General features: G+C 70.8%; 25 protein-coding genes. 17 read left to right on the top strand and 8 right to left on the bottom strand.

Annotated elements, in window-relative coordinates:
• Nucleotides 1-4 precede the first annotated feature (4 nt).
• Both ABVN73_RS15815 and ABVN73_RS15810 read right to left on the bottom strand, forming a co-directional pair.
• On the bottom strand, nucleotides 5-568 hold the full coding sequence (locus tag ABVN73_RS15815; RefSeq protein ID WP_353860586.1) for an alpha/beta hydrolase: 564 nt from the start codon (nucleotides 566-568) through the stop codon (nucleotides 5-7).
• Nucleotides 569-629: 61 nt separating this feature from the next.
• Nucleotides 630-1,412 carry a methyltransferase domain-containing protein gene (locus ABVN73_RS15810; protein ID WP_014198390.1) on the bottom strand — a complete coding sequence of 261 codons (783 nt, stop codon included), beginning with the start codon at nucleotides 1,410-1,412 and terminating at the stop codon, nucleotides 630-632.
• Between the two features lie 54 nt (nucleotides 1,413-1,466).
• Here ABVN73_RS15810 and gloB point away from each other — a divergent pair, with 54 nt between their 5' ends.
• The 3 genes from gloB (at nucleotide 1,467) to ABVN73_RS15795 (ending at nucleotide 3,347) form a co-directional block, all read left to right on the top strand.
• Nucleotides 1,467-2,228, top strand: a complete 762-nt coding sequence (gene gloB / locus ABVN73_RS15805; protein WP_353860585.1) for a hydroxyacylglutathione hydrolase — start codon at nucleotides 1,467-1,469, stop codon at nucleotides 2,226-2,228.
• A gap of 68 nt (nucleotides 2,229-2,296) precedes the next feature.
• Nucleotides 2,297-2,902, top strand: coding sequence for a glutathione S-transferase N-terminal domain-containing protein (locus ABVN73_RS15800; RefSeq protein ID WP_353860584.1), 606 nt, complete (start codon nucleotides 2,297-2,299; stop codon nucleotides 2,900-2,902).
• Nucleotides 2,903-2,918: 16 nt separating this feature from the next.
• Nucleotides 2,919-3,347, top strand: coding sequence for a cupin domain-containing protein (locus ABVN73_RS15795; RefSeq protein ID WP_353860583.1), 429 nt, complete (start codon nucleotides 2,919-2,921; stop codon nucleotides 3,345-3,347).
• Between the two features lie 84 nt (nucleotides 3,348-3,431).
• Here ABVN73_RS15795 and dcd read toward each other — a convergent pair whose 3' ends face one another.
• A complete protein-coding gene (gene dcd / locus ABVN73_RS15790) occupies nucleotides 3,432-4,016 on the bottom strand; it encodes a dCTP deaminase (RefSeq protein WP_014197327.1) in 585 nt (194 codons plus the stop codon).
• 139 nt (nucleotides 4,017-4,155) lie between these two features.
• Here dcd and ABVN73_RS15785 point away from each other — a divergent pair, with 139 nt between their 5' ends.
• Complete coding sequence (locus ABVN73_RS15785; RefSeq protein ID WP_353860582.1) at nucleotides 4,156-5,031, top strand: hypothetical protein; 876 nt, start codon at nucleotides 4,156-4,158, stop codon at nucleotides 5,029-5,031.
• Nucleotides 5,032-5,044: 13 nt separating this feature from the next.
• Here the strand turns inward: ABVN73_RS15785 and ABVN73_RS15780 are convergent, their stop codons facing one another.
• Nucleotides 5,045-5,449, bottom strand: coding sequence for a four-helix bundle copper-binding protein (locus ABVN73_RS15780; RefSeq protein WP_353860581.1), 405 nt, complete (start codon nucleotides 5,447-5,449; stop codon nucleotides 5,045-5,047).
• Nucleotides 5,450-5,609: 160 nt separating this feature from the next.
• Here ABVN73_RS15780 and ABVN73_RS15775 point away from each other — a divergent pair, with 160 nt between their 5' ends.
• Entirely contained in the window at nucleotides 5,610-6,359 is a 750-nt protein-coding gene (locus ABVN73_RS15775) for a sulfite exporter TauE/SafE family protein (protein WP_353860580.1), read from the top strand.
• On the opposite strand, the gene ABVN73_RS15770 is transcribed toward ABVN73_RS15775, so the two are convergent.
• Nucleotides 6,349-7,389, bottom strand: coding sequence for an SDR family oxidoreductase (locus ABVN73_RS15770; protein WP_353860579.1), 1,041 nt, complete (start codon nucleotides 7,387-7,389; stop codon nucleotides 6,349-6,351). The genes ABVN73_RS15775 and ABVN73_RS15770 overlap by 11 nt on opposite strands.
• 190 nt (nucleotides 7,390-7,579) lie before the next feature.
• Here ABVN73_RS15770 and ABVN73_RS15765 point away from each other — a divergent pair, with 190 nt between their 5' ends.
• Genes ABVN73_RS15765 through ABVN73_RS15755 form a run of 3 tightly spaced genes read left to right on the top strand, consistent with a single transcriptional unit; the run spans nucleotide 7,580 to nucleotide 9,425 of the window.
• Nucleotides 7,580-7,816 carry a sulfurtransferase TusA family protein gene (locus ABVN73_RS15765; RefSeq protein WP_353860578.1) on the top strand — a complete coding sequence of 79 codons (237 nt, stop codon included), beginning with the start codon at nucleotides 7,580-7,582 and terminating at the stop codon, nucleotides 7,814-7,816.
• A 32-nt stretch (nucleotides 7,817-7,848) separates the two neighbouring features.
• The gene (locus ABVN73_RS15760) at nucleotides 7,849-9,087 is read left to right on the top strand and encodes a DUF2478 domain-containing protein (RefSeq protein ID WP_353860577.1); all 1,239 of its coding nucleotides are present in this window, start codon (nucleotides 7,849-7,851) and stop codon (nucleotides 9,085-9,087) included.
• Nucleotides 9,088-9,098: 11 nt separating this feature from the next.
• Nucleotides 9,099-9,425, top strand: a complete 327-nt coding sequence (locus ABVN73_RS15755) for a DUF1244 domain-containing protein (RefSeq protein WP_014197334.1) — start codon at nucleotides 9,099-9,101, stop codon at nucleotides 9,423-9,425.
• Between the two features lie 45 nt (nucleotides 9,426-9,470).
• Here the strand turns inward: ABVN73_RS15755 and glp are convergent, their stop codons facing one another.
• Nucleotides 9,471-10,739, bottom strand: coding sequence for a gephyrin-like molybdotransferase Glp (gene glp, locus ABVN73_RS15750; protein ID WP_353860576.1), 1,269 nt, complete (start codon nucleotides 10,737-10,739; stop codon nucleotides 9,471-9,473).
• 415 nt (nucleotides 10,740-11,154) lie between these two features.
• Here glp and ABVN73_RS15745 point away from each other — a divergent pair, with 415 nt between their 5' ends.
• From ABVN73_RS15745 to ABVN73_RS15715, 7 genes are all read left to right on the top strand, one after another.
• Complete coding sequence (locus tag ABVN73_RS15745) at nucleotides 11,155-11,829, top strand: amino acid ABC transporter permease (RefSeq protein WP_040134358.1); 675 nt, start codon at nucleotides 11,155-11,157, stop codon at nucleotides 11,827-11,829.
• A gap of 14 nt (nucleotides 11,830-11,843) precedes the next feature.
• Nucleotides 11,844-12,497 carry an amino acid ABC transporter permease gene (locus tag ABVN73_RS15740; RefSeq protein WP_353860575.1) on the top strand — a complete coding sequence of 218 codons (654 nt, stop codon included), beginning with the start codon at nucleotides 11,844-11,846 and terminating at the stop codon, nucleotides 12,495-12,497.
• Nucleotides 12,498-12,535: 38 nt separating this feature from the next.
• On the top strand, nucleotides 12,536-13,336 hold the full coding sequence (locus ABVN73_RS15735) for a transporter substrate-binding domain-containing protein (RefSeq protein ID WP_353860574.1): 801 nt from the start codon (nucleotides 12,536-12,538) through the stop codon (nucleotides 13,334-13,336).
• Between the two features lie 170 nt (nucleotides 13,337-13,506).
• Nucleotides 13,507-14,295 (top strand): amino acid ABC transporter ATP-binding protein, encoded by a 789-nt coding sequence (locus ABVN73_RS15730; RefSeq protein ID WP_281427544.1) that lies wholly within the window; start codon nucleotides 13,507-13,509, stop codon nucleotides 14,293-14,295.
• Between the two features lie 26 nt (nucleotides 14,296-14,321).
• Nucleotides 14,322-15,260, top strand: coding sequence for a 2-hydroxyacid dehydrogenase (locus ABVN73_RS15725; protein ID WP_353860573.1), 939 nt, complete (start codon nucleotides 14,322-14,324; stop codon nucleotides 15,258-15,260).
• Between the two features lie 12 nt (nucleotides 15,261-15,272).
• The gene (locus ABVN73_RS15720) at nucleotides 15,273-16,325 is read left to right on the top strand and encodes a LacI family DNA-binding transcriptional regulator (RefSeq protein WP_353860572.1); all 1,053 of its coding nucleotides are present in this window, start codon (nucleotides 15,273-15,275) and stop codon (nucleotides 16,323-16,325) included.
• A 27-nt stretch (nucleotides 16,326-16,352) separates the two neighbouring features.
• Nucleotides 16,353-17,117 (top strand): fumarylacetoacetate hydrolase family protein, encoded by a 765-nt coding sequence (locus tag ABVN73_RS15715; RefSeq protein ID WP_353860571.1) that lies wholly within the window; start codon nucleotides 16,353-16,355, stop codon nucleotides 17,115-17,117.
• 42 nt (nucleotides 17,118-17,159) lie between these two features.
• On the opposite strand, the gene edd is transcribed toward ABVN73_RS15715, so the two are convergent.
• Complete coding sequence (gene edd, locus ABVN73_RS15710) at nucleotides 17,160-18,959, bottom strand: phosphogluconate dehydratase (RefSeq protein ID WP_353860570.1); 1,800 nt, start codon at nucleotides 18,957-18,959, stop codon at nucleotides 17,160-17,162.
• 31 nt (nucleotides 18,960-18,990) lie between these two features.
• Nucleotides 18,991-19,542, bottom strand: a complete 552-nt coding sequence (locus tag ABVN73_RS15705; RefSeq protein ID WP_353860569.1) for a gluconokinase — start codon at nucleotides 19,540-19,542, stop codon at nucleotides 18,991-18,993.
• Nucleotides 19,543-19,660: 118 nt separating this feature from the next.
• On the opposite strand from ABVN73_RS15705, the gene ABVN73_RS15700 reads away from it, so the two are divergent.
• Both ABVN73_RS15700 and gndA read left to right on the top strand, forming a co-directional pair.
• Nucleotides 19,661-20,719 carry a LacI family DNA-binding transcriptional regulator gene (locus ABVN73_RS15700; protein ID WP_353860568.1) on the top strand — a complete coding sequence of 353 codons (1,059 nt, stop codon included), beginning with the start codon at nucleotides 19,661-19,663 and terminating at the stop codon, nucleotides 20,717-20,719.
• A gap of 95 nt (nucleotides 20,720-20,814) precedes the next feature.
• The gene (gene gndA / locus ABVN73_RS15695) at nucleotides 20,815-22,257 is read left to right on the top strand and encodes an NADP-dependent phosphogluconate dehydrogenase (RefSeq protein WP_353860567.1); all 1,443 of its coding nucleotides are present in this window, start codon (nucleotides 20,815-20,817) and stop codon (nucleotides 22,255-22,257) included.
• Nucleotides 22,258-22,325 lie beyond the last annotated feature (68 nt).

Raw genomic sequence — 22,325 nt, 5'->3', positions numbered from 1 at the left:
CGGCTCAATCGCCGCGCTCCACCGCGCGCAGCAGGTCGAGGACGAGCCGCTCGCCATCCGGCCAGGGGCCATAGCCGGCGGCCGTGTTGATGTGTTCGAGATCGCCGCCGTCGATGAAGTCGGCGCCCCACCCGACCGCGAAGCCGCAGGAACGCGCGATCGTGGCGTAGGGGTCGTTGCGGCTGGCCAGCACGACCGTGCGGAAGGGCAGCGGGTCGGTGGGCACCGGGGCGAAGCCGTGGATCTCCGGCGGCGCGCGCTCCGCCGACTCGACGTCGGGCGGGGCGACCAGCAGGGCGGCTGCAATTTTGCCGACCGACGATCCCCTCCGCACCGCCCAATGGGCCACCGCGATGCAGCCCAGGCTGTGGGCGATCAGCACCACCGGCGCGCCTGTGGCGGCCACGGCGTCCTCCAACGACCGCACCCAATCCTCCAGGGCCGGCGCGTCCCAGTCCGCCTGCTCGACCCGCGCGAAGGACGGATGGCGGCGCTGAAGCCAGCTTTGCCAATGCTCCGGACCGGAGTTGCCGAGTCCGGGGACGATGAGAACGTTCGCCTTCGCCATGGGGTCCGATCCGCTGCGGTGAAGCGGGACGTTACAAACCGGGAGGGCGTCGGATCAAGGCCTACGGCTCCTCCGACACGCGCCACGCGCCCGACCCCGCCGGGCGGCGGGCCGGGGCCGCCCCGCCGGGAAGCGGAACGATCAGCCGGCGCTTGGCCGGCTGCTGGGTCTTGCGCGACACGCCGGCGAAGATCTGCTTGGATGCCTCGATCATCGTGACCCCGGCGAAGGCCTTGAACCAGCGGCAACCCACCTCCTCCCAGGCCGGGGCGGTCTTCATCAGGAAGCGGGAGCGCAACGGCGGCAGGAACAGGGCGTGCCCCGTGCGCTCGGGCACGAACATGGTGTCGCGCAGAACCTGCTTCAGCTGCGAGGCCGAATAGGGAAAGCCGTGCCCGAAGGGCGTCCAGTCGGCGCGCGCCCACAGGCCGCGGCGGTTCGGCACCACCACCAGCACCCGCCCGCCGCCGGCCAGCACGCGCCAGATCTCCCGCATCATCGGGCGGAGTTGTTCCGTCCCTTCCAGCCCGTGGACGAGCAGCACGCGGTCCACCGACATGTCGGCGAGCGGCAGGTCCGCCTCGTCGCCCAGCGCCACCAGCCCCGGCCCGCCCGGCGGCCAGAAGGTCACGCCCTGGGTCGCCGGCATGATCGAGAACACCCGCTCCGCCTCGTCGCGGAAGGGTTGCAGGTACGGCGTCGTGTAGCCGACCCCCAGCACGATCTGGCCGCGCAGGTCGGGCCAGATGGTGCGGATGCGCCGGCGGATCATCCGCCGCGCCGCCTGACCAAGCCCGGACTCGTAGAATTCACGAAGATCGACGATATCGGTGTACATGGTCATCCCAGGCTATCACGTTTCGATCAAACGTCCATTCATGCGGGAGGGCCCAAGCCCATGGACATCCACCTGATTCCGGCGTTCAACGACAACTACATCTACCTCCTGCGCGACCCGGCCAGCGGCGCCGTGGGCGTCGTCGACCCCGGCGACGCGCAGCCCGTGCTGGCGGAGCTGGAGCGGCGCGGCTGGACGCTGACGCACATCTTCAACACCCACCACCACAACGACCACATCGGCGGCAACCACACGCTGAAGGCGCGCTATGGCGCCGACGTGATCGGACCGCGCGCCGACGTCGCCCGCATTCCCGATATGGAGACGTGCCTGGGCGAAGGCGAGACCATTTCGTTCGGATCGCACACCGCGCAGGTGTTTTTCGTCCCCGGCCACACCTCCGGCCACATCGCCTTCTGGTTTCCGCAGGCCAAGGCGCTGTTCAGCGGCGACACGCTGTTCGCCCTCGGCTGCGGGCGGCTGTTCGAAGGCACGCCGGCCCAGATGTGGACCTCGCTGGTCAAGCTGCGCGGGCTGCCGGACGACACCCGCGTCTATTGCGGCCACGAATACACCCTGTCCAACGCCCGCTTCGCCGTGACGGTGGAACCGGACAACGCCGCCCTGAAGGCACGCGCGGCGGAGATTGCCGCGCAGCGCGAGCGCGGGGAGCCGACCATCCCCTCGACGCTGGGCGTCGAGAAGGCCACCAATCCCTTCCTGCGCGCCGACGTGCCGGAGGTCCAGGCCGCCCTTGGCATGGCCGGAGCCGATCCGGCGGCGGTCTTCGCCGAGATCCGCGGCCGCAAGGACCGCTTTTAGGATGGACCGCCTTTAAGACGGCGCACCGTCGCGCTACGCTGACGCCCACAAAACGGGAGGAGATTTTCATGAAGCTGCGCTGGAGCCCGACCTCGCCCTACGTCCGCAAGGTCGCGATGGTCCTCATTGAATGCGGGCTGGAGTCGACGGTCGAGAGGCAGGTGACCAACGCCTGGGCGCCGGACACCGACCTGCCGGCGGACAACCCGCTGGGCAAGGTGCCGGCCCTGATCCTGGACGATGGTTCGGCGCTCTACGACAGCCCGGTGATCGCGGAGTATCTGGACTCGCTGCACGACGGCCCGCGCCTGTTCCCGGCCGCCGGCCCGGCGCGCTGGACGGCGCTGCGCCAGCAAGCCCTGGCCGACGGCATCTGCGACGCCGCCATCCTGCGCCGCCTGGAGCTTCAGCGGCCGGACGGCGAGCGTTCCGACTCCTGGGCGGACCGCCAGCGCCGCGCCGTGGCCCGCGCGCTCGACGTGCTTGAGGCGGAGGCGCCGGCCCTCGACGGCACGCTGACCATCGGCACGCTGTCCATCCTGGTGGCGCTCGGCTACCTCGACTTCCGGTACGGGCATGAGGACTGGCGGGTTGGCCGTCCGGAGCTGGCGGCGTGGTTCGCCTCGGCCTCCGACCTCGACAGCTTCCGCCGCACCGCGCCGCCTCCGGCGTGAGGAAGGGGGCGACGCCATGGAGACCCTGACTCCCGAGCGCATCATCGCGACGCTGGGCATGCAGCCCCACCCGGAAGGCGGCCACTATGTGGAGACCTTCCGGGACGCCCCGCCGGGCGGCGGGCGCGGGGTCAAGACCGGCATCCATTACCTGCTCCAGGCGGGGGAGCGCTCCCACTGGCACCGGGTGGACGCGGTCGAGATGTGGCACTGGCACGCCGGCGGGCCGCTGGAGCTGTCCATCTCCACCGACGGGCGGTCGGTCGAGCGGCTGATCCTGGGGATGGACCTCCTGGGCGGACAGCGCCCGCAGGGGGTCGTTCCGGCGCACGCGTGGCAGGCCGCGCGGCCGCTGGCGGGCTGGGTTCTGGTGGGCTGCACCGTCTCCCCCGCCTTCGAGTTCGCCGGATTCGACATGGCCCCGGAGGGGTGGGAGCCCGGATAACGGAGCTCCCACAGCCCCCCGCGAAAGAAAAAGGCGCCCCGGAAGCGGGGCGCCTTTCCATTGTCAGCCGTGCGATGTGCGGCGTCAGGGCTGTTCCAGGTTGATCCGGCTGGGCAGCGGGTCGAGCTGGTCGCGGTACTTGGCGTCGGGGCGCGCGGCGTAGGGCTTGGAGGTCGGCGACATCAGCGTTTCGAAGCTGAGGGCGCAGATCCGCATGCCCGGGCGCAGCGCCAGCGGCAGACGTCCGCAGTTGAAGAATTCCAGCGTGATGCGGCCGTTCCAGCCCGGATCGATGGTGTGCGCGGTGGCGTGCACCATCAGGCCCAGGCGGGCGAGGCTGCTGCGGCCATCCAAACGGCCGGCGATGTCGTTGGGCAGGCCGATGCGCTGCACGGTGATGCCGAGCACCAGCTCGCCCGGATGCAGGAAGAACGGCTCGCCGACGGGGACCTCGACGCGGTCCATCAGCTTGTCGGGAACCTGGCTGGGATGCCCCTCGGGCGGGGCGAGGTCGACGAAGGCCGCCTTGCCCGGCGGGAAGACCTGGAAGGCGTTTCCGAGCTGGAGGTCGACCGACATCGCGCCGATCTGGCTCTCGGCCGGCAACGGGTCGATCTCGATGCGTCCTTCGGCGAGGTATCGGCGAATATCGACGTCTGACAGCTTCATTCCTTCCGAACCTCCTGGCGAACCCGCAAACGGCGCGGTTCCGGTCGCTTCCCTGGCGCACTCTATAGCCGGATCGACGCCTCTCGACAACACAATCACCAGTCCCTTAGATGGGGCCGCTTTGCAAAGGGGAATGGGAATGGCGGTATCCTCGATCGACGCGGCGGCATCGGACCATGAGGCCGAGTTGCGGCACCTGTCCGTCATCCTGGGCGATGTCCCGCCGGAGGGCGGACGGCCGGACGCGGTTTCGCTGTTCCGAACCCGCGTCGCCGAGCACGGCGAACGGGTCCGCGCCCTGCGGAACTCCGTGTCGCCGCTGTTCGTCGCGAACACCGACCTGACCGCCTACAGCGCCGACGACGGCCCCCTGCCGGAGCTGATCCTGGTCGGCGACAATCCGGGGCGCCGGGAGTATGAGCAGTCCGTCTATCTCTGCGTCCAGGGGCGCGCCGGGGCCATGGCGCACAGTTTCTTCGACGGAATTTTCGGCGCCAGTTCCTTCCGCGGCAAGGTCATGGTGCTGAACAAGAGTTCCTTCCACACGCCGCGCACGGTGGGGCTGACCGAGGCGATGCGCGGCGATCCGGCGCTCGCCGAGGCCATCCGGCGCGACCAGGAGGAGAACGCCCGCCTGATCGCCGACTCGGTGGCCCTGCTCGGCGTTCCGGTCGTCACCATCGGCATGGAAAGCGGCGGGACGACCTTCCAGAGCTTCCGCAAGACGCTGGAAACCCGTTACCGCGCCCTCGGCAATCCACCGGCGGCGTTCCAGGGAAAGCGCCTCGCCAGCCCCTTCCGCAAGGTGCCGCACTTCTCGCTGTCGAAGATCTTCTGCCGCAACGCCGATGCCGCGTGGAACGCCGCGCTGGACGGCTTCCTGGCCCGCCACGCGGCGGTTCCGGGTCTGCGGACGGAGAACGGCAACGTGTCGTCCAAGCTGCTGCTCGGGCTGGGGGACGGCCCGCTGCTGGCCGACTATCTGGATCGGGTGATCCTCGGCAACGGCGGCTGACCCTCCGCTTCCCTCAATGGCTGAGGGATTGCAGGGCCTTGCGGCAGGCGTCCTCGCAGGTCCGGCAGGCTTCGGCGCAGATGCGGCAATGCTCGTGCATGCTGGCGTGCCCTTCGCACTCCTCGGCGCACAGGCGGCAGGCGGTTGCACAGGCGTCGAGCATGGCGCGGATCACCGCCTCGTTGGAACCGCTGCGCCGGGTGGCGACGGCGCCGGTCGCCGCGCAGACATCGGCGCAATCCATGTTCAGGCGGATGCACTGCACCAGCCCGGCCACCGGATCCTCGCCCAAACAGGCGTCGGCGCAGCTGGTGCAGGTCTGCGCGCAGTCGTAGCAGGCCTCGATGCAGCGGATGAGCGCGTCGTTGGTGTTTCCGCGGACATGCGGGTGGGTGCCGATCATTTCGCGGGCGCGCATGGGCAGCCTCCGAAGGACAGGGGTGGAAGGGGTATGGGCGTCGTCGCCCTCCCCGCCAACAGCGCCGCGCCGCCATGGTTCGGAATTTCTCCGCCCTTTCCCTGGCCCCGCCCACGCGCGCCGGTTACAAGCGACCGGCAGGGCATGGGGAGACTCGCGGGTGTTCAACGAGACGGTCGGTCTGACGGCGCTGATTCTGGTCATCGCCACGCTGTACGCCGCGGTCGGGCAGGCGGGAGCGTCCGGCTACCTCGCCGTCATGGGCATCGTCGGGCTCGACCCGGCGACGATGAAGCCCACCGCGCTCGCCCTCAACCTCCTGGTGGCGGGCATCGGCACCGTCCGCTTCGTCCGCGCCGGGCTGTTCACATGGCGGGCCTTCTACCCGTTCGGCGTGCTGGGAATGCCCTTCTCGTTCCTCGGCGGCACGCTGCATCTGCCGTCGCATCTCTACTACCCGCTGGTCGGGGCGATCCTGCTGCTGGCGGCGCTGGAGCTGGCCCGCTCGACCTGGGTGGCGCGCGGCACGCCGGAACGGGCGGATGCGGTCGCCCCGCCCTTCCTGCCGGCGCTCGCCGCCGGGGCCGCCGTGGGCTTCCTGTCCGGGATGACCGGCACCGGCGGCGGCATCTTCCTGGCGCCGCTGATCCTGCTCATGGGCTGGGTCGAGACGCGCCGCGCCGCCGCCGTCTCGGCCGCCTACAACCTGCTGAATTCGGCGGCGGCGCTGGCCGGCACCTGGACGACCGCGACCACCCTGCCGGCGGCCCTGCCCTGGTGGCTGGCCGCCGCCGGAGTGGGCGGGGCGGTCGGCGCCTGGCTGGGCAGCCGCCACCTCCCGACCGCGGCTCTGCGCTATCTGCTGGCGGCGATCCTCGCTTTGTCCGGTCTCAAGATGCTCACGGCCTGACCCTGGCGCTCTCCCACGCCCGCCGATCCCAGACCTGGGAGGGCAAACGGCTCATCAGGCCGATGGGCAGCAGAAACAGGGCGACGTTGGTCCAGCACAAGGCGCGGCGTCCTTCCGCCCGGCTTCGGGGGGCCTGCGCGGCGGCGCGCTCCATCCAGCCGCCGCTCGCTTCGCGATGGTCCGGCATGGCCTCCAGGACGCCGCCGGGGGTGTCGTGGGCCGGGCGGTTGTCGAACATGTCGCGGTCCATCCGGTGGGCCAGCATGCGGTCGGCCAGCGCCGGCGCCACCACATGCGGCAGCGCGGCGGAGCGTCCCGCGGCGCCGACGAACAGCTCGGGCCGGGGACTCTCGGCGAGGCGCAGGACGGCCTCGGCCACCTCCTCCGGCGGGCGCAGCGGCGTCATCGCCTTGACGGCGCGGCCGGTGTAGTTCGCGCCATGCTGCCACAGCGGCGTGTCGATGGGGCCGGGCAGCACGGTGCAGACCTGGATGCCGGGGTCCTCCACCAGCTCCTGCCGCAGCGTTTCGGAGAAGCCGCGCACCGCGAACTTGCTGGCGGCGTAGGCGGCGGCGTAGCGCTGCCCGACGAGGGACGCCAGCGAGGCGAGGTTGATGATCGTTCCCTCCCCCCGTTCCAGGAAATGCGGCAGCACGGCGCGGCAGCCGTTGGCGGTGCCGAAGAAATTGGTGCGCATCACCTCTTCGAAGACATCCTGCGGGGTCTCCTCGAAGCGGCCGAAGGCGATCACGCCCGCGTTGTTCACCCAGACGTCGATTCCCCCGAACACCTCGATGGCGCGCTCGGCCAACCGGTTCATCTGCTCCTGGTCGCGCACGTCGGTGGGCACGACCATCGCCCGCCCCCCGGCCTCGATGCACTCCTCCGCGACCTCGTGCAGGGCGGCGTGGCGCCGCGCCGCCAGGACCACGGCGGCGCCGTGGCGCGCGAATTCCACGGCGGTCGCCCGGCCGATCCCGCTGGACGCCCCGGTGATGACCACCACCTTGTCGAAATGTCGACCGGCCATAAGCGCTGCTCCCGCGTTGTTCGTTCAAAACCGTTTCCCTGGCTAACATTCCAGCCCGGCAAAGGTGCCCCGGCCCGCCGGGAGCGCCCTGTCTCGCGGAACGCCGGATCAACCGGAACGGTGGAGACGGAGGCGGGAACCCGGTACAGTCGCGGCGTCCGGTGACGATTAGGAAGACGAGGTTACGCCCGTGGCGGCCAAGGAACTCGACGTGAAGGGGCTGCACTGCCCGCTGCCCATCCTGCGGACACGGGCCCTGCTGGACAAAATGGCCGAGGGGGAGGAGGTGGTCGTCTACGCCACCGACCCGGCCTCGATCATCGACTTCAAGCATTTCTGCAACACGACCGACAACGTGCTGCTGGCGCACGAGACGCGCGGCGAGGTGTTCGTGTACCACATCCGCCGCGGCGCCTCCGCCGCGTGACGCTCATCCCCATTCCTGAAGGAGTCCGCCCCATGCCGACCCTGCGCCCCGCGGTCCCGCCCCCGCTGCGTCCTGGTGCGGTGGTCCATGGCCCCGGCTCCCTCGCCGTCGACGCGATGATCGACCGCTTCGTGATGGAATTGCGGCGGCGCGGCTTTCGCGTCGGCGGCGTGATCCAGCGCAACACCGGCGCGCCCGGCGACTGCGCCGACCTGATGGAGCTGGTGGACGTCGCCACCGGCAAAGCCTACGACATCTCCCAGCATCTGGGCCGCCAGTCACAGTCCTGCCGCGTCGATCCCCAGGGGGTGGCCGAGGCCAGCCAGGCGCTGCGCCGCGCCATCGCGGAGCGCGCCGACCTGCTGGTGGTCAACAAGTTCGCCGGGCTGGAGGCGCACGGCGAGGGGCTTGCGGACGAGCTGCTGGCCGGCATCGCCGAGGGCATCCCGGTGCTGACCAGCGTCGGGAGCCGCTTCCTCAACGAGTGGCAGAGCTTCACCGGCGGCTTCACCTCGCTGATCTCGCCGCACGAGGACGCGCTGTGGCGCTGGTGGGGGGCGCACCGGCTCTACGACGACCTTCTGCACGGGGTGGAGGACGCCGAGGTGCGCGCCATCACCATCGGCGCCAAATGGATCATGGTGGAGACGGACGGCGCGGCGGGGCCCGGCATCGGGCTGGCCGCCCGCCCGCAGTCGGCGCCGCCGCCCGATCCGGCGCGCTGGGCCGGTGTCGGCCTCGCCGGGCTGGCCGCGCACGCCGCCCGCTCCTGGGACCCGCAGGAGGCCGCGGTCGGCATGGCCGCGCTGAACGCCCATTACAACCGCCCCGACCTGACCGGCTCCCCGGCCAACGGGCTGGACCTGTTCACCGGAATGGAGGGGCGCGTCGTCGTCTTCGGGGCCTTCCCGCAGATTGCCCGGCGCCTGCCCAACGCCCATGTGGTCGAAATGAACCCCAGCGACGGGGAGTATCCGGAGGCCGCCGGGGAATGGCTGCTGCCGGGGGCGGAGGGGGCGGCGATCACCGCCTCCACCCTGACCAACCGCAGCCTGCCCCGCCTGCTGTCGGTGGCGGAGGGGACCCGCGTCGCCCTGGTCGGGCCGGGGACGCCGCTGACGCCGCGGCTGTTCCGCTACGGCATCGCCGCGCTGGCCGGCTTCGTGGTGGAGGACCGCGAGTCCGTGGCCGAGGCGATCCTGGCCGGCGGCTCGTCCCAGAGCTTCCACCGCCACGGCCGCTTCGTCACGCTGCACAACGAACAGAACTGAGAGGGATTGGAATGGACGAGAAGACCCGCACCGAGCTGGAAGCCGCCGCGTTCCGCGGTCTGGTCGCGCATCTCCAGAAGCGCACCGACGTGCAGAACATCGACCTGATGAATCTGGCCGGCTTCTGCCGCAACTGCCTGTCCAAATGGTACGCCGCCGCCGCCAAGGAACGGAACGTGCCGCTGACCGACGAGGAGGCCCGCATCGCCGTCTACGGCATGCCCTATTCGGAATGGAAGGCGAAGCACCAGAAGGAAGCCACCCCCGAGCAGCAGAAGACCTTCGAGGACACCAAGCCCCTGCACGCCGAGATCAGCGGCCACATGCCGAAGAAGTGACGATGCTCCCTCTCCCGCCGCTCCGGGAGAGGGGTCGTCCGACGCTCAGGCGAACAGGCCGGTGAAGGGTAGGAACTCCACCATGTCACCGTCGCGGATCGTGGTGGCGTCCGCCGGCATGTCCACGAGCCCGTCGGCCTCGACCATCGAGGTCAGCACGCCGGAGCTGTCGCTGGGAAACTTGTGGGCGACCGGACGGCTATCGGGTCCGGTCGCCAGACGGGCGCGCAGGAACTCGCGTCGCCCCGGCTTCTTCTTGAAGTCAAAGCCGGCGACGACGAGGCAGCGCGGGGCCGGCGCGCTCTCCGCCCCCGACAGGCGCAGCACCAGCGGGCGGCCCACCAGCATGAAGGTCACCATGGCCGAGACCGGGTTGCCCGGCAGGCCGAGGAACGGGGTGGTGCCGATGCGCCCGAGCGCCAGCGGCTTGCCCGGCTTCAAGGCGAGCTTCCACAGGTCGACGGAGCCCAACTCGCCGACCACCCTCTTCACATGGTCCTCCTCCCCCACCGACGCGCCGCCGGAGGTGACGACCAGATCGGCCGTCGCCGCGGCGTCGGCCAGGGCGGCGCGGGTCGCGTCCGGCCTGTCGGGCAGGATGCCGAGGTCGCGCACCTCCGCCCCCAGCGCGTCGAGCTGGGCGGCCAGCGTGTAGCGGTTGGCGTCGTAGATGGTGCCCTCCGGCTTGTCCGTCCCCGGCTCGCGCAGCTCGTCGCCGGTGGAGAACAGGACGACGCGCAGACGCTTGCGCACCGACAGGCCCGACCGCCCGACCGCGGCGGCCAAGCCGATCTCCTGGGCGCGCAGCCGCAGGCCGGGGGTCAGCACCACCGACCCGGCCGTCATGTCCTCCCCGGCGTCGCGGATGTTGGCGCCGCGCTCCAGGCTGGCGGGCACAAGCACCGCGCCGTCCTCGGCCCGGCAATCCTCCTGCATGGCGACGGTGTCCACCCCCGCCGGAATCGGCGCGCCCGTGAAGATGCGCACCGCCTCGCCCGGCCCGACCGTTCCGGGGAAGACGGAACCGGCGGGCACGCGCCCCACCACGGCCAGCCGCAGGACATCGCCTTCCGCACCCGCGCCTTCCGCAGCCGCGGAGTCCGCCTTGCCGTATCCCCAGCCGTCCATCGCCGAGACGGCGACCGGCGGCACGTTCACCGTCGCCGTCACTGGTTCCGCCAGGATGCGGCCGAGCGCGGCGCGCAGCGGCACCTGCTCGGGCTCCGTCACCGCGCCGTAGGTCCGCTGCACGCGGGCCAACGCCTCGTCCAGAGGGATGGGGGCGGCGGGGCCGGGGCCGGCGAAGCAATCCATGCGACAATCCTTCTCCCTTGGGGGCCGCTCCCGGGGGGCGGCACCGCGTCATATCAGCCGGGATGGTCCGGTGCGCGGTTCTCTTCCACCTTGATCATCGTCAAGACGCGGCGCGGCGCAAGCGTCCGTTCGTGGACACACCATCGCGGTGGAGCGGCGTTTCCGGAAATTCACGGCATGATTGTTGGTTGCGCGAATGAATTTCGCAGCGCTGCGTTTTCCATCTTGCGCATTTGGATCGATCCAAATAGGCTCCCCTCCAACATCCGGCGCCGGAGGCATCGCCACGGCCCGCCGGACGACGAGAGGCCGATCACGAGAGGCCAAAAGCGAGAATCCCGCAAAGGGACCGTTCACCGAACGCGTGCAGCGCCCCGGTCTGGCTGCGGCCGGTCCGGATGCGGAGGGAAAGCCCGTGAACTACACCTTCGATTTCAAGGCGGTCATCGATTCCTGGGACTATCTGCTCCAGGGCGCATGGCTGACCGTCCAACTGTCGATCGGCGCCATGGTTCTCGGCCTGATCGTCGCGATCCTCTGCGCGCTCGGCAAGACGTCCGGGCCGAAGCCGGTCCGCTGGGTGATCAACGCCTACATCGAGGTGGTGCGCAACACGCCCTTCCTGGTGCAGATCTTCCTGATCTTCTTCGGCCTGCCGACCATGGGCATCCGCCTGTCGCCCGACCTCGCCGCGCTGATCGCCATGGTGGTCAATGTCGGCGCCTACGCGACCGAGATCATCCGTGCCGGCATCGAATCGATCCAAAAAGGTCAGATCGAGGCCGGGCTGGCGCTGGGGCTGAAGCCGCTGCAGGTCTTCCGCTACATCGTCATCAAGCCGGCGCTGCGCACCGTCTATCCCGCGCTGACCAGCCAGTTCATCCTGCTCATGCTCAGCTCCAGCGTGGTCTCGGCGATCTCGGCGGACGAGCTGACCTCGGTCGCCAACAACATCCAGTCGCAGACCTTCCGCAGCTTCGAGATCTACATCGTGGTCACCGGCATCTATCTGGCGCTGGCGATGATGTTCTCCGCGCTGTTCGCCGGCATCTACAAGCTGGCCTTCGCCTACGACACCGACCGGCGCTGAGGGAGGGCCGAACCATGATCCGCGCCTTCAGTTACAACGAATTCCTCTTCCTTCTCAGCGCCGTGCAATGGACGCTGGCGCTGTCGGCCATCGCCTTCATCGGCGGGGCCACGGTCGGTCTGGTCATCGCGCTGGCCCGCACGTCCGACATCAAGGCGGTGCGGCTGGCCGCCACCGGCTACATCCAGCTGTTCCAGGGCACGCCGCTGCTGATGCAGCTCTTCCTGGTCTTCTTCGGCGCCACGGTGCTGGGCCTCGACCTCAACCCCTGGGCCGCCGCGGCGCTGGGCCTGACGCTGAACGCCAGCGCCTTCCTCGGCGAGATCTGGCGCGGCTGCATCCAGGCGGTGCCGCGCGGCCAGTGGGAGGCCGCCTCGGCGCTCGGCCTGCGCTACCCGGGGCTGATGCGCTACGTGATCCTGCCGCAGGCGGTGAAGGTCGCGGTGCCGCCGACGGTGGGCTTCCTCGTGCAGCTCATCAAGAGCACCTCGCTGGCCGCCATCATCGGCTTCACCGAGCTGACCCGCGCCGGGCAGATCGTGAACAACGCCACCTTCCAGCCCTTCCTGGTGTTCGGGATCGTGGCGGTGCTCTACTTCCTGATGTGCTGGCCGCTGTCGCTGCTCAGCGCCCGCCTGGAGCGACGCTACGCCCTCGCCACACGCTGACAGACCCCTTTTTCATAAGAACCGTGAGGAAACCACCAATGAGCCTGTCGATCACCCGCCGCCTCGCCGTCGCCGGCGCCATGATGGCCGCCGCCGTCGCCCTGGCCGCTCCCGCCGCCGCCCAGACCGTCGACGAGATCAAGTCGAAGGGCAAGCTGACCATCGGCATGCTGGTGGACTTCCCGCCCTTCGGCATCACCACCGCCGACGGCAAGCCGGACGGCTACGACGCCGACGTCGCCAAGCTGCTGGGCAAGCACATGGGCGTCCCGGTGGAGATCGTTCCGGTCACCGGCCCGAACCGCATCCCCTACCTGCTGACCAACAAGGTCGACCTTCTGGTCGCCTCGCTGGGCATCACCCCGGCCCGCGCCGAGCAGGTGCAGTTCTCCGAGCCCTACGCCGCCATCGAAATCGGTCTGGTCGCCCCGGCCAACACCAAGATCAAGGAGGCCGCGGAGCTGTCCGGCAAGCGCGTCGGCGTCGCCCGCGCCAGCACCCAGGACAACGCCCTGACCGCCGTCGCCCCGAAGGACGCGCGCATCATGCGCTTCGACGACGACGCCAGCGCCGTGCAGGCCATGCTGTCCGGTCAGGTGGACGCGCTGGGCCTCAGCAACGTCGTCACCAAGGAAATCAAGAAGCTGGCCCCTCAGGCCAACTACGAGATGAAGTTCGTGCTGAACCGTCAGGTGCAGGGCATCGCCATGCGCAAGGGCCAGGACGCGCTGCTGAAGTGGGTCAACGAGTTCATCGAGACCGCGAAGGCGAACGGCGAGCTGAACGAGGTCCACAAGAAGTGGCTGGGCACCGACCTGCCCCCGCTGACCAAGTCGTAACGTCGTAACTCCCTCTCCCCTCCGGGGAGAGGGTGCCCGCGAAGCGGGCGGGTGAGGGTCGTACGAGGATCAGATGCTGATTCTTGGCTGCACCCTCACCCTTCCCACGCTTCGCGTGGGTCCCTTCCCTCTCCCGGGGCGGGAGAGGGCCAATTTTGGAGGAGTCCCCCATGGCCTCGGCTTACGATACCACGGACGTCTCCGCGCCGCGGCCGGTCAGCGGCGAGGTCGTCATCCGGATGGCCGGCGTCCAGAAATGGTACGACAGCTTTCATGTGCTGAAGGACATCGAGCTGGAGGTCCACAAGGGGGAGCGGATCGTCATCTGCGGCCCCTCGGGCTCCGGCAAGTCCACGCTGATCCGCTGCATCAACCAGCTTGAGAAGCACCAGAAGGGCACGATCACCGTCAACGGCGTCACGATCGACGCCAACCACCGCCACCTCGACCAGGTGCGGCGCGACGTCGGGATGGTGTTCCAGCAGTTCAACCTGTTCCCGCACCTGACCGTGGTCGAGAACTGCATGCTGGCCCCCATGCGGGTGCGCGGCACCTCCAAGCAGGAGGCGCGCGACATCGCCATGAAGTATCTGGCCCGCGTGCGCATCCCGGAGCAGGCGGACAAATATCCCGGCCAGCTTTCCGGCGGCCAGCAGCAGCGCGTCGCCATAGCCCGCTCGCTGTGCATGAACCCCAAGGTCATGCTGTTCGACGAGCCGACCTCCGCGCTCGACCCCGAGATGGTCAAGGAAGTTCTCGACACCATGATCGGGCTGGCCGAGGACGGCATGACCATGCTCTGCGTCACGCACGAGATGGGCTTCGCCAAGTCGGTCGCCGACCGCGTCATCTTCATGGACCGCGGCGAGATCGTCGAGCAGGCCACCCCGGCCGAGTTCTTCACGAACCCGAAGTCCGAGCGGACCCGCAACTTCCTCGGCCAGATCCTCACCCACTGAATCTTCCCCATTAAGGACAGCGTTTGATGAAGCCGGAGATCCTCCTCGTCGAATCCATGATGCCGGACATCGAGGCGGCGCTGGACGCGGGCTACACCGTCCACCGCCTCGCCGGGGCGCCCGACCGCGACCGGCTGGTGGCGGAGGTGGGGCCGCGCGTCCGCGCCGTCGTCACCGGCGGCGGCACGGGCGTCAGCAACGCCATCATGGACGCCTGCCCGAATCTGGGGATCGTCGCGATCAACGGCGTCGGCACCGACGCGGTGGACCTGAAGCACGCGGCCGGCCGCGGCGTCCGCGTCACCAACACGCCCGACGTGCTGACCGACGACGTGGCCGATCTCGCCATGGGGCTGATGATCGCCGGGTCGCGCCGCATGATGGTCGGCGACCGCTTCGTGCGCGCCGGGCGCTGGCCGAACGGCGGCCTGCCGCTGGCCCGCAAGGTGACCGGCAAGCGGCTGGGCATCCTGGGGCTGGGCCGCATCGGGCTGGCCATCGCCCAGCGCGCCGCCGGGTTCGGCATGGACATCGCCTACACCAACCGCAAGCCGCGCACCGACGTGCCCTACCGCTTCGTCGCCTCCCCGGTCGATCTGGCGCGGGAGAGCGACATCCTGATCGTCGCCGCCTCGGCCGGGCCGGACGCCCGCAACATGGTCAACCGCGCGGTGATCGAGGCGCTGGGGCCGGACGGGCTGCTGGTCAACGTCGCCCGCGGCGCCGTGGTGGACGAGCCGGAGCTGGTCGCCGCCCTGAAGGACGGGCGTCTCGGCGGGGCCGCGCTGGACGTCTTCGCCAACGAGCCGCACGCGCCGGAGGCCCTGTTCGGCCTTGACAACGTGGTGCTCCAGCCGCACCAGGCGAGCGCCACTGTGGAGACGCGCATGGCCATGGGCAATCTGGTGCTGGCGAACCTGTCCGCCTTCTTCGCCGGCCAGCCGCTGCCGACCGCGGTCGTCTGAATGGCGGCGTGAATGACCATCCTCGACGAGCGCGGCGGACCGGCCCGCATCACCCTGACGGAGGTGGCGCACCACGCCGGGGTGTCGCGGTCCACCGTCTCGCTCGTCCTGCGCGGCAGCCCGCTGGTCGCCGCCGAGACGCGGGAGCGCGTCCAGGCCGCCATCGAGGCCTTGGGCTACGTCTACAACCGCGGCGCGGCAACCCTGCGCGCCGCCCGCACCGACACGGTCGGGCTGCTCGTCTGCGAGATCAACAACTCCTTCTACGGCGAGTTGACCGCCGGGGTGGACGATGTTTTGGGTGAGCAGGGGGTCGTCGCCTTCCTCGCCAACACCGCGGAGTCGGGGGAGCGGCAGGACCGCTACCTCCAGCGCATGCGCGAGCAGAATGTGGACGGGGTGATCCTCTGCCCCGCCGCCGGCACGTCGCCGGCCCTGCTGGACCGGCTGCGCCAGTGGCAGCTTCCCGTCGTCCAGGCGCTGCGCTTTCTCTCCGCCCGCGAAGGCGACTATGCCGGGGTGGATTACGAGTTCGGGATGGAAATGGTGACCGAGCATCTGCTGCGGATCGGTCATCGCCGCATCGCCTTCGTCGGCGGCAACCTGTCCCATTCCGCCTTCGCCGGCCGCCGCGTCGGCTTCGCCGCGGCGCTGCGCCGCCATGGGCTGACCCCGGACCTTGTCGTCCGTTGCCCGGCCACCCGCCGCGGCGGTCTGGACGCGGTGGGGCCGCTGATGGATCTTGCCGACCCGCCCACCGCGATGCTGTGTTACAACGACCTCGTCGCGTTCGGCGTGATGCTGGGGCTGGAGGCCCGCGGTCTGCGGGCAGGACGGGACATCGCGGTGACCGGTTTCGACGATCTGACCGAAGCGGCGATAAGCCGCCCCGCCCTGACCACCGTCGCGACCTCCGCCCGCCAGATCGGGCAGGAAGCCGCCCGCCTCCTGCTGCGCCGCATCGCCGACCCGCAGGGGGCGCCGGAGCGCGTGATCCTGCCCGCCCGTCTGGTCATCCGCGAATCCTGCGGCGCCATGAGAGTCCAACCCGACAAGCACCAATAACCGAAGAAAAGCGAAGGCCCGAAGACCATGTCCGAAGTGATCAACGACGCCGCGTTCAGCGACTCGGTCGACGCCCTGATCCAGGCGCGGAAAAGCCGCGACTGGCTGTCCGCCCTGCCGACCCGCCCGACCAGCGAGGCCGAGGCCTACGCCATCCAGGACGCCGTGGCCCGCCGCCTCGGCCCGGTGGTCGCCTGGAAGGTTGGCGCCCGCACCCCGGACACGGAGCCGTTCCGCGCGCCCATCCACGCCGACACGGTGTTCTTCGACACCACGACGCTTCCCGCGGCGGACTATCAGGTGATCGGCATGGAGGCGGAGATCGCCTACAAGTTCGCCAAGGACCTGCCGCCCCGCGCCGAGCCCTACAGCCGCGAGGAGGTCCTCGACGCCGTCGGGTCCGTCCACCCGGCCTTCGAGATCGTCGACACGCGCTTCGCCGGCTTCGGCTCGCAGGACGGGCTCAGCCACATGGCCGACCAGTTCAACCACGGCGCCCTGGTCGTCGGCCCGGCCATCGCCGACTGGCGCTCGCTGGAGCCGCTGAAGGAGCGGGTGACCCTGGTCGTCGACGGCGAGACCAAGGCCGACACGGTCGCCGGCAACTCCGCGGGCGAGCCGGTGCGGCTTCTGGTGTGGATGGCCAACACCGGCGCGGTCAGCCTGGGCGGCCTGAAGGCCGGCGACGTTGTGACCACCGGCTCGCACGTCGGCACCGTCATGGTCCCGGCGGGCAGCACGTCCGTCGCCGTGTACGGGACGATGGGCACCTACGAGCTGACCGTGAAGTGATCGGACTCCCCTCGCCCCTTCTCGGGGCGGGGGGACCGCCTCTCAGGCGAACACCGACGCCCCGGCCTCGGCGCTGCCGACCGCCCGGCGGAACACACCGAACAATTCCCGCCCGCAGCCGACACCGGCATCCGCCGGCGCGTCCGCCAGCGGGCGTGCGGTCCATTCCGCGTCGTCGACCAGCACCTCCAGCGTGCCGCGCTCGGCGTCCAGCCGCAGCACGTCGCCGTCGCGCACCCGGCCAAGCGGTCCGCCCGCCGCGGCCTCCGGGGTGACGTGGATCGCCGCCGGGACCTTGCCCGACGCCCCGGACATCCGCCCGTCCGTCACCAGCGCCACCCGGTAGCCGAGATCCTGAAGCACGCCCAGCGGCGGCGTCAGCTTGTGCAATTCCGGCATGCCGTTGGCCTTCGGCCCCTGGAAGCGCACCACCACCACAACGTCGCGGTGAAGCTCGCCGCGGCGGAAGGCCGCCTGCACCGACTCCTGGTCGGCAAACACGCGGGCCGGCGCCTCGATCACGCGATGCTCCGGCTTCACGGCGGAAACCTTCACCACCGCGCGCCCCAGCGGCCCGCTCAGCACGCGCAGCCCGCCCTCCGCCGCCATGGGCGACGCGACCGGCGCCAGCACGGCGGGGTCGGCGCTCTCCCGGACCGGCGCGCCGCGCACCAGTTCCCCGTCCTCCAGCCGCAGCGGGCGGCGGTAGGCGGCGATGCCCTCCCCCTCCCAAACGGTGGCGGCATCGCCGTGCAGAAGCCCGGCGTCGGCCAGCTCCCCGATCAGGAAGGCCATGCCGCCCGCCGCCTCGAAATGGTTCACGTCCGCGCTGCCGTTCGGGTAGACGCGGGCGAGCAGAGGCACCACCGCCGACAGCTCGGCGAAGTCCTCCCAGGTCAGGGCGATCCCCGCCGCCGCCGCGATGGCCGGCAGATGCAGCGTGTGGTTGGTCGAGCCGCCGGTCGCCAGCAGCCCGACGACCGCGTTGACGACGGCACGCTCGTCGACGATCTCCCCGATGGGCGTGCGCAGGGCGACCACCCGCCGCGCCGCCGCGTCGGTCAGCGCGTCGCGCAGCGGCGTGCCGGGGTTGGCGAAGCTCGCCCCCGGCAGATGGAGCCCCATCATCTCGACCAGCATCTGGTTCGAGTTGGCGGTGCCGTAGAAGGTGCAGGTGCCCGGCGCGTGGTAGGACGCGGCCTCCGCCTCCAGCAGGGCCTCCTTGTCCAGCTTGCCCTCCGCGTATTGCTGGCGGATGCGCCCCTTCTCCTTGTTGGGCAGGCCGGAGGGCATCGGCCCGGCGGGCACGAAGACGGTGGGCAGATGGCCGAAGGACAGCGCGCCGATCAGCAGCCCCGGAACGATCTTGTCGCAGACGCCCAGGCACAGCACCCCGTCGAAGGTGCCGTGCGACAGGGCGACCGCCGTCCCCATGGCGATGACCTCGCGCGAGAACAGCGACAGCTCCATCCCCGGCTCGCCCTGGGTGACGCCGTCGCACATGGCCGGCACGCCGCCCGCCACCTGCGCCACGCCGCCCGCCGCGCGCACCGCCGCCTTGAGCCGCTCCGGATAGTCGCCGTAGGGCTGATGGGCGGACAGCATGTCGTTGTAGGAGGTGACGATGCCGATGGCCGGGGTCGAGCCGCCGCGCAGCGCCGCCTTGTCCTCGGCCGCGGTGCAGCCGGCGAAGCCGTGCGCGCGGTTGGCGCAGCCCAGCGCCAGACGGCGCGGTCCCTGCGCCGCGGCGGCCCGCAGACGCTCCAGATAGGCGGCGCGGGCGGGTCGGCTGCGCTCGCCGATGCGGCGGGTGACGGCGTCGAGGACGGGATGAAGGCTCATTGTGGCGCAGTCCTTCCAGACGGCAGAATGGTCAGGCGGCGGGGGCGATCCGGGAGGAGACGCGGGCGGCGATCTCCGCCGGGCTGGCGTCGATGCCGCAGACGAGGCCCAGCTCCCCGGCCCCCAGCGGCTCCAGCGCCGCGAACTGGCTGTCGAGCAGGGTCGTCGGCATGAAATGGCCGGCGCGCAGGGCCATGCGGGCGTGGATGACGTCCCGGCTGCCGTCGAGATGGACGAACAGGACGCGCGTCCCGCCGGCGCTCAGCCGCTCGCGGTAGCGCCGCTTCAGAGCGGAGCAGGACACCACGATCGGCGCCTTCGCCTCCCGCGCGAGCGCGATGTGGGCGGCGATGGTGTCCAGCCAGCCCCAGCGGTCCTCGTCCTGAAGCGGGATGCCGGCGGACATCTTCGCGATGTTCTCCGGCGGGTGAAAGCCGTCGCCCTCCAGGAACTGCCAGCCGAGCCGCCGGGCCAGTTCCTCCCCCACCGAGGTCTTGCCGCAGCCCGCCACGCCCATCACCACGATGGCATCCACGGCCCCGTTTATGTTAGCGGTAACATCGGGAGACGGAAGAGGGCTCATGCTGGTCGGTCCTCGAAACAAAATGTCTGGGGAGAGATGCGCATGTTACCGCTAACAAACGAGGCTTGTAAAGCCCAATCCGGCGCGGGATAATGACCGCCGGACAACTGGAACGCCGATGACCGCCACCCCCCGCAAACCCCGATCCTCGCGCAGCGGACGCACCACCATGGCCGACGTCGCCGCCGCCGCCGGGGTCAGCGCGATGACCGTGTCCCGCGCCCTGCGCCGGCCCGACACGGTCAGCGAGGAGGTGCGCGCCCGCGTCGAGGAGGCGAGCCGCCGCCTGGGCTTCGTGCCCAGCCGCGTGGCCTCCGCGCTCGCCTCGGCGCGGACGATGACGGTGGCGGTGCTGATCCCCTCCCTGACCAACGCCGTCTTCATCGATCTGCTGGCCGGGGTGCAGGAGACGCTGAGCCCGCAGGGCTACCAGCCGCTGATCGGCATCACCGGCTACGGCCCGGAGGCGGAGGAGCGCGTGCTGCGCATGCAGCTCGCCCACGATCCGGACGGGGTGATCCTGAGCGGGCTCGACCACACGCCGGGCACCTGGGAGCTGCTGCGCGGCCTGACGATCCCGGTCGTCCACACCATGGATCTGGTGGCGGAGGGCAGGCACGGCGACTGCCCGGTGCAGACGGTCGGCTTCTCGCAATACGACGCCGGCTACGCCGTCGGCGCGCATCTGGCGGCGCGGGGACGGCGGCGGATCGGGCTGATCGCCGGGCAGCTCGACCCGCGGACGCGCCAGCGCTGCGACGGCTGGCGGCAGGCGCTGCGCGACGCCGGGCGGCACGACCCGGAGCTTGAATTGATGGTGCCGGACGCCACCTCCGTCGCGCTGGGCGCGGAGCTGCTGGAGCGCGCGCTGGCCGCCCACCCCGACACCGATGCGCTGTTCCTGTGCAACGACGATCTGGCGCAGGGCGCGTTGTTCCAATGCGCGCGGCTCGGCATCCCGGTGCCGGAGCGGCTGGCCGTCGCCGGCTTCAATGATCTGGCGGGGGCGGCCTGGACCGTCCCGCCGCTGACCACGGTCGCCACCCCCCGCCGCGCGATCGGCGTGGAGGCGGCCCGTCTGCTGATCGCGGGCATGGAAAGCCGGACGCCCCAGAGCCGGGAAAATCCGCGCCGCGTGGATCTGGGCTTTCGCCTGATGGTCCGCGAGACCACTTGAGAGACCGCATCCGACCCCCGCGCCGCGGGGCGTCATCGAAGAGCCAATCCCCGCACCGCGGGGTGTCGAAAGAGAATGTACGGGAGTTCGTTGTGATGGTGCAGGGCAACTCGACCAGGACCGGAGCGGAAACCACCGCCGTCGGCTCGGCCGACATCGCCGTCCTCGGCCTGGGCGTGATGGGGCGCAACCTCGCCGCCAATCTGGCCGACCACGGGGCCGTGGTGGCGGGCTACGACCTGGACGAGGGGCGCCGCGGCGCCTTTGCCGCCCAGGTGGGCAACGCCGTCCCCTGCGCGTCGGTGGAGGACCTGCTGGGCGCGCTCAAGGCGCCGAGGACGATCCTGATGATGGTGCCCGCCGGCGCCCCGGTGGACGAGCTGACGGCCGCCCTGCTGCCCCGCCTGTCGCCGGGCGACGTGCTGATCGACGGCGGCAACTCCCATTTCCGCGACACCAACCGCCGCGCGGCGCTCGCCGCCGCGGCGGGCGTGCGCTTCGTCGGGCTGGGCGTGTCGGGCGGCGAGGAGGGGGCGCGGCGCGGCCCCGCCCTGATGGCCGGCGGCGACGCCGAGGCGCTGGCCCCCGTCGCCCCGCTGCTGGCCGCCATCGCCGCCCGCGCGCCGGACGGCGAGTCCTGCTTCGCCCGCGTCGGGCCGGAGGGGGCGGGCCATTTCGTCAAGATGATCCACAACGGCATCGAATACGCCGACATGCAGCTGATCGCCGAGGCGTATCATCTTCTGCGCGAGATCGGCGGCTGCTCCTACGAGCGTCTGGCGGACATCTTCGCGGAGTGGAACGGGGGGGAGCTGGCCTCCTACCTGATGGAGATCACCACCGACATCCTGCGGACGAAGGACGGCGAGACCGGCGCCCCGATCCTGGAGGTGATCCGCGACGCCGCCGGCCAGAAGGGCACCGGCCATTGGGCGGCGACCACCGCGCTGGAGCTGGGCATGCCCGCCCCGACCATCGCCGAGGCGGTGCACGCCCGCTGCCTGTCCGCCCTGAAGGACGAGCGCGTGCGCGCCGCCGAGGCGCTGGCCATCCCGCACGCTCCCTCCACGGAGGATCTGGTCGCGTCGGTCGGCGACGCGCTGCTCAGCGGACGGATCGCCGTCTACGCCCAGGGCTTCGCGGTGATCGCGGCGGGCAGCCGGCAGTTCGGCTGGGACGTCGATCTGGCGGCGGTGGCGCGCATCTGGCGCGGCGGCTGCATCATCCGCGCCCGCCTGCTCGACCGCATCCTGACCGCGCTGAACCGTGCGCCGGAACTGCCGAACCTGATGCTGGACCCCGACATCGCCGGCCTGATGACCCGCGGCGACGCCGGCTTCCGCCGCGTGGTGGCCGCCGCGACGCTGGCCGCGGTGCCGGTTCCGGCGATGGCCTCGGCCCTGTCCTACTGGGACGGCTACCGCAGCGGCCGGCTGTGGGCCAACATGATCCAGGCCCAGCGCGACTATTTCGGCGCCCACGGCTACGAGCGCACCGACCGTCCGGGCATGGTGCACACGGAGTGGAAGGGGGCCTGAGGGCGCGACGCGGGCCCCCACCCCGGCCCTCCCCCGCTCCGCGGGAGAGGGAGATCAGTCCCCTCACC

The sequence above is a fragment of the Azospirillum formosense genome (assembly GCF_040500525.1).
Taxonomy (GTDB): domain Bacteria; phylum Pseudomonadota; class Alphaproteobacteria; order Azospirillales; family Azospirillaceae; genus Azospirillum; species Azospirillum formosense_A.
Note: the sequence above shows the minus strand (reverse complement) of the source record. Positions and strands in the feature narration are given on the sequence as shown.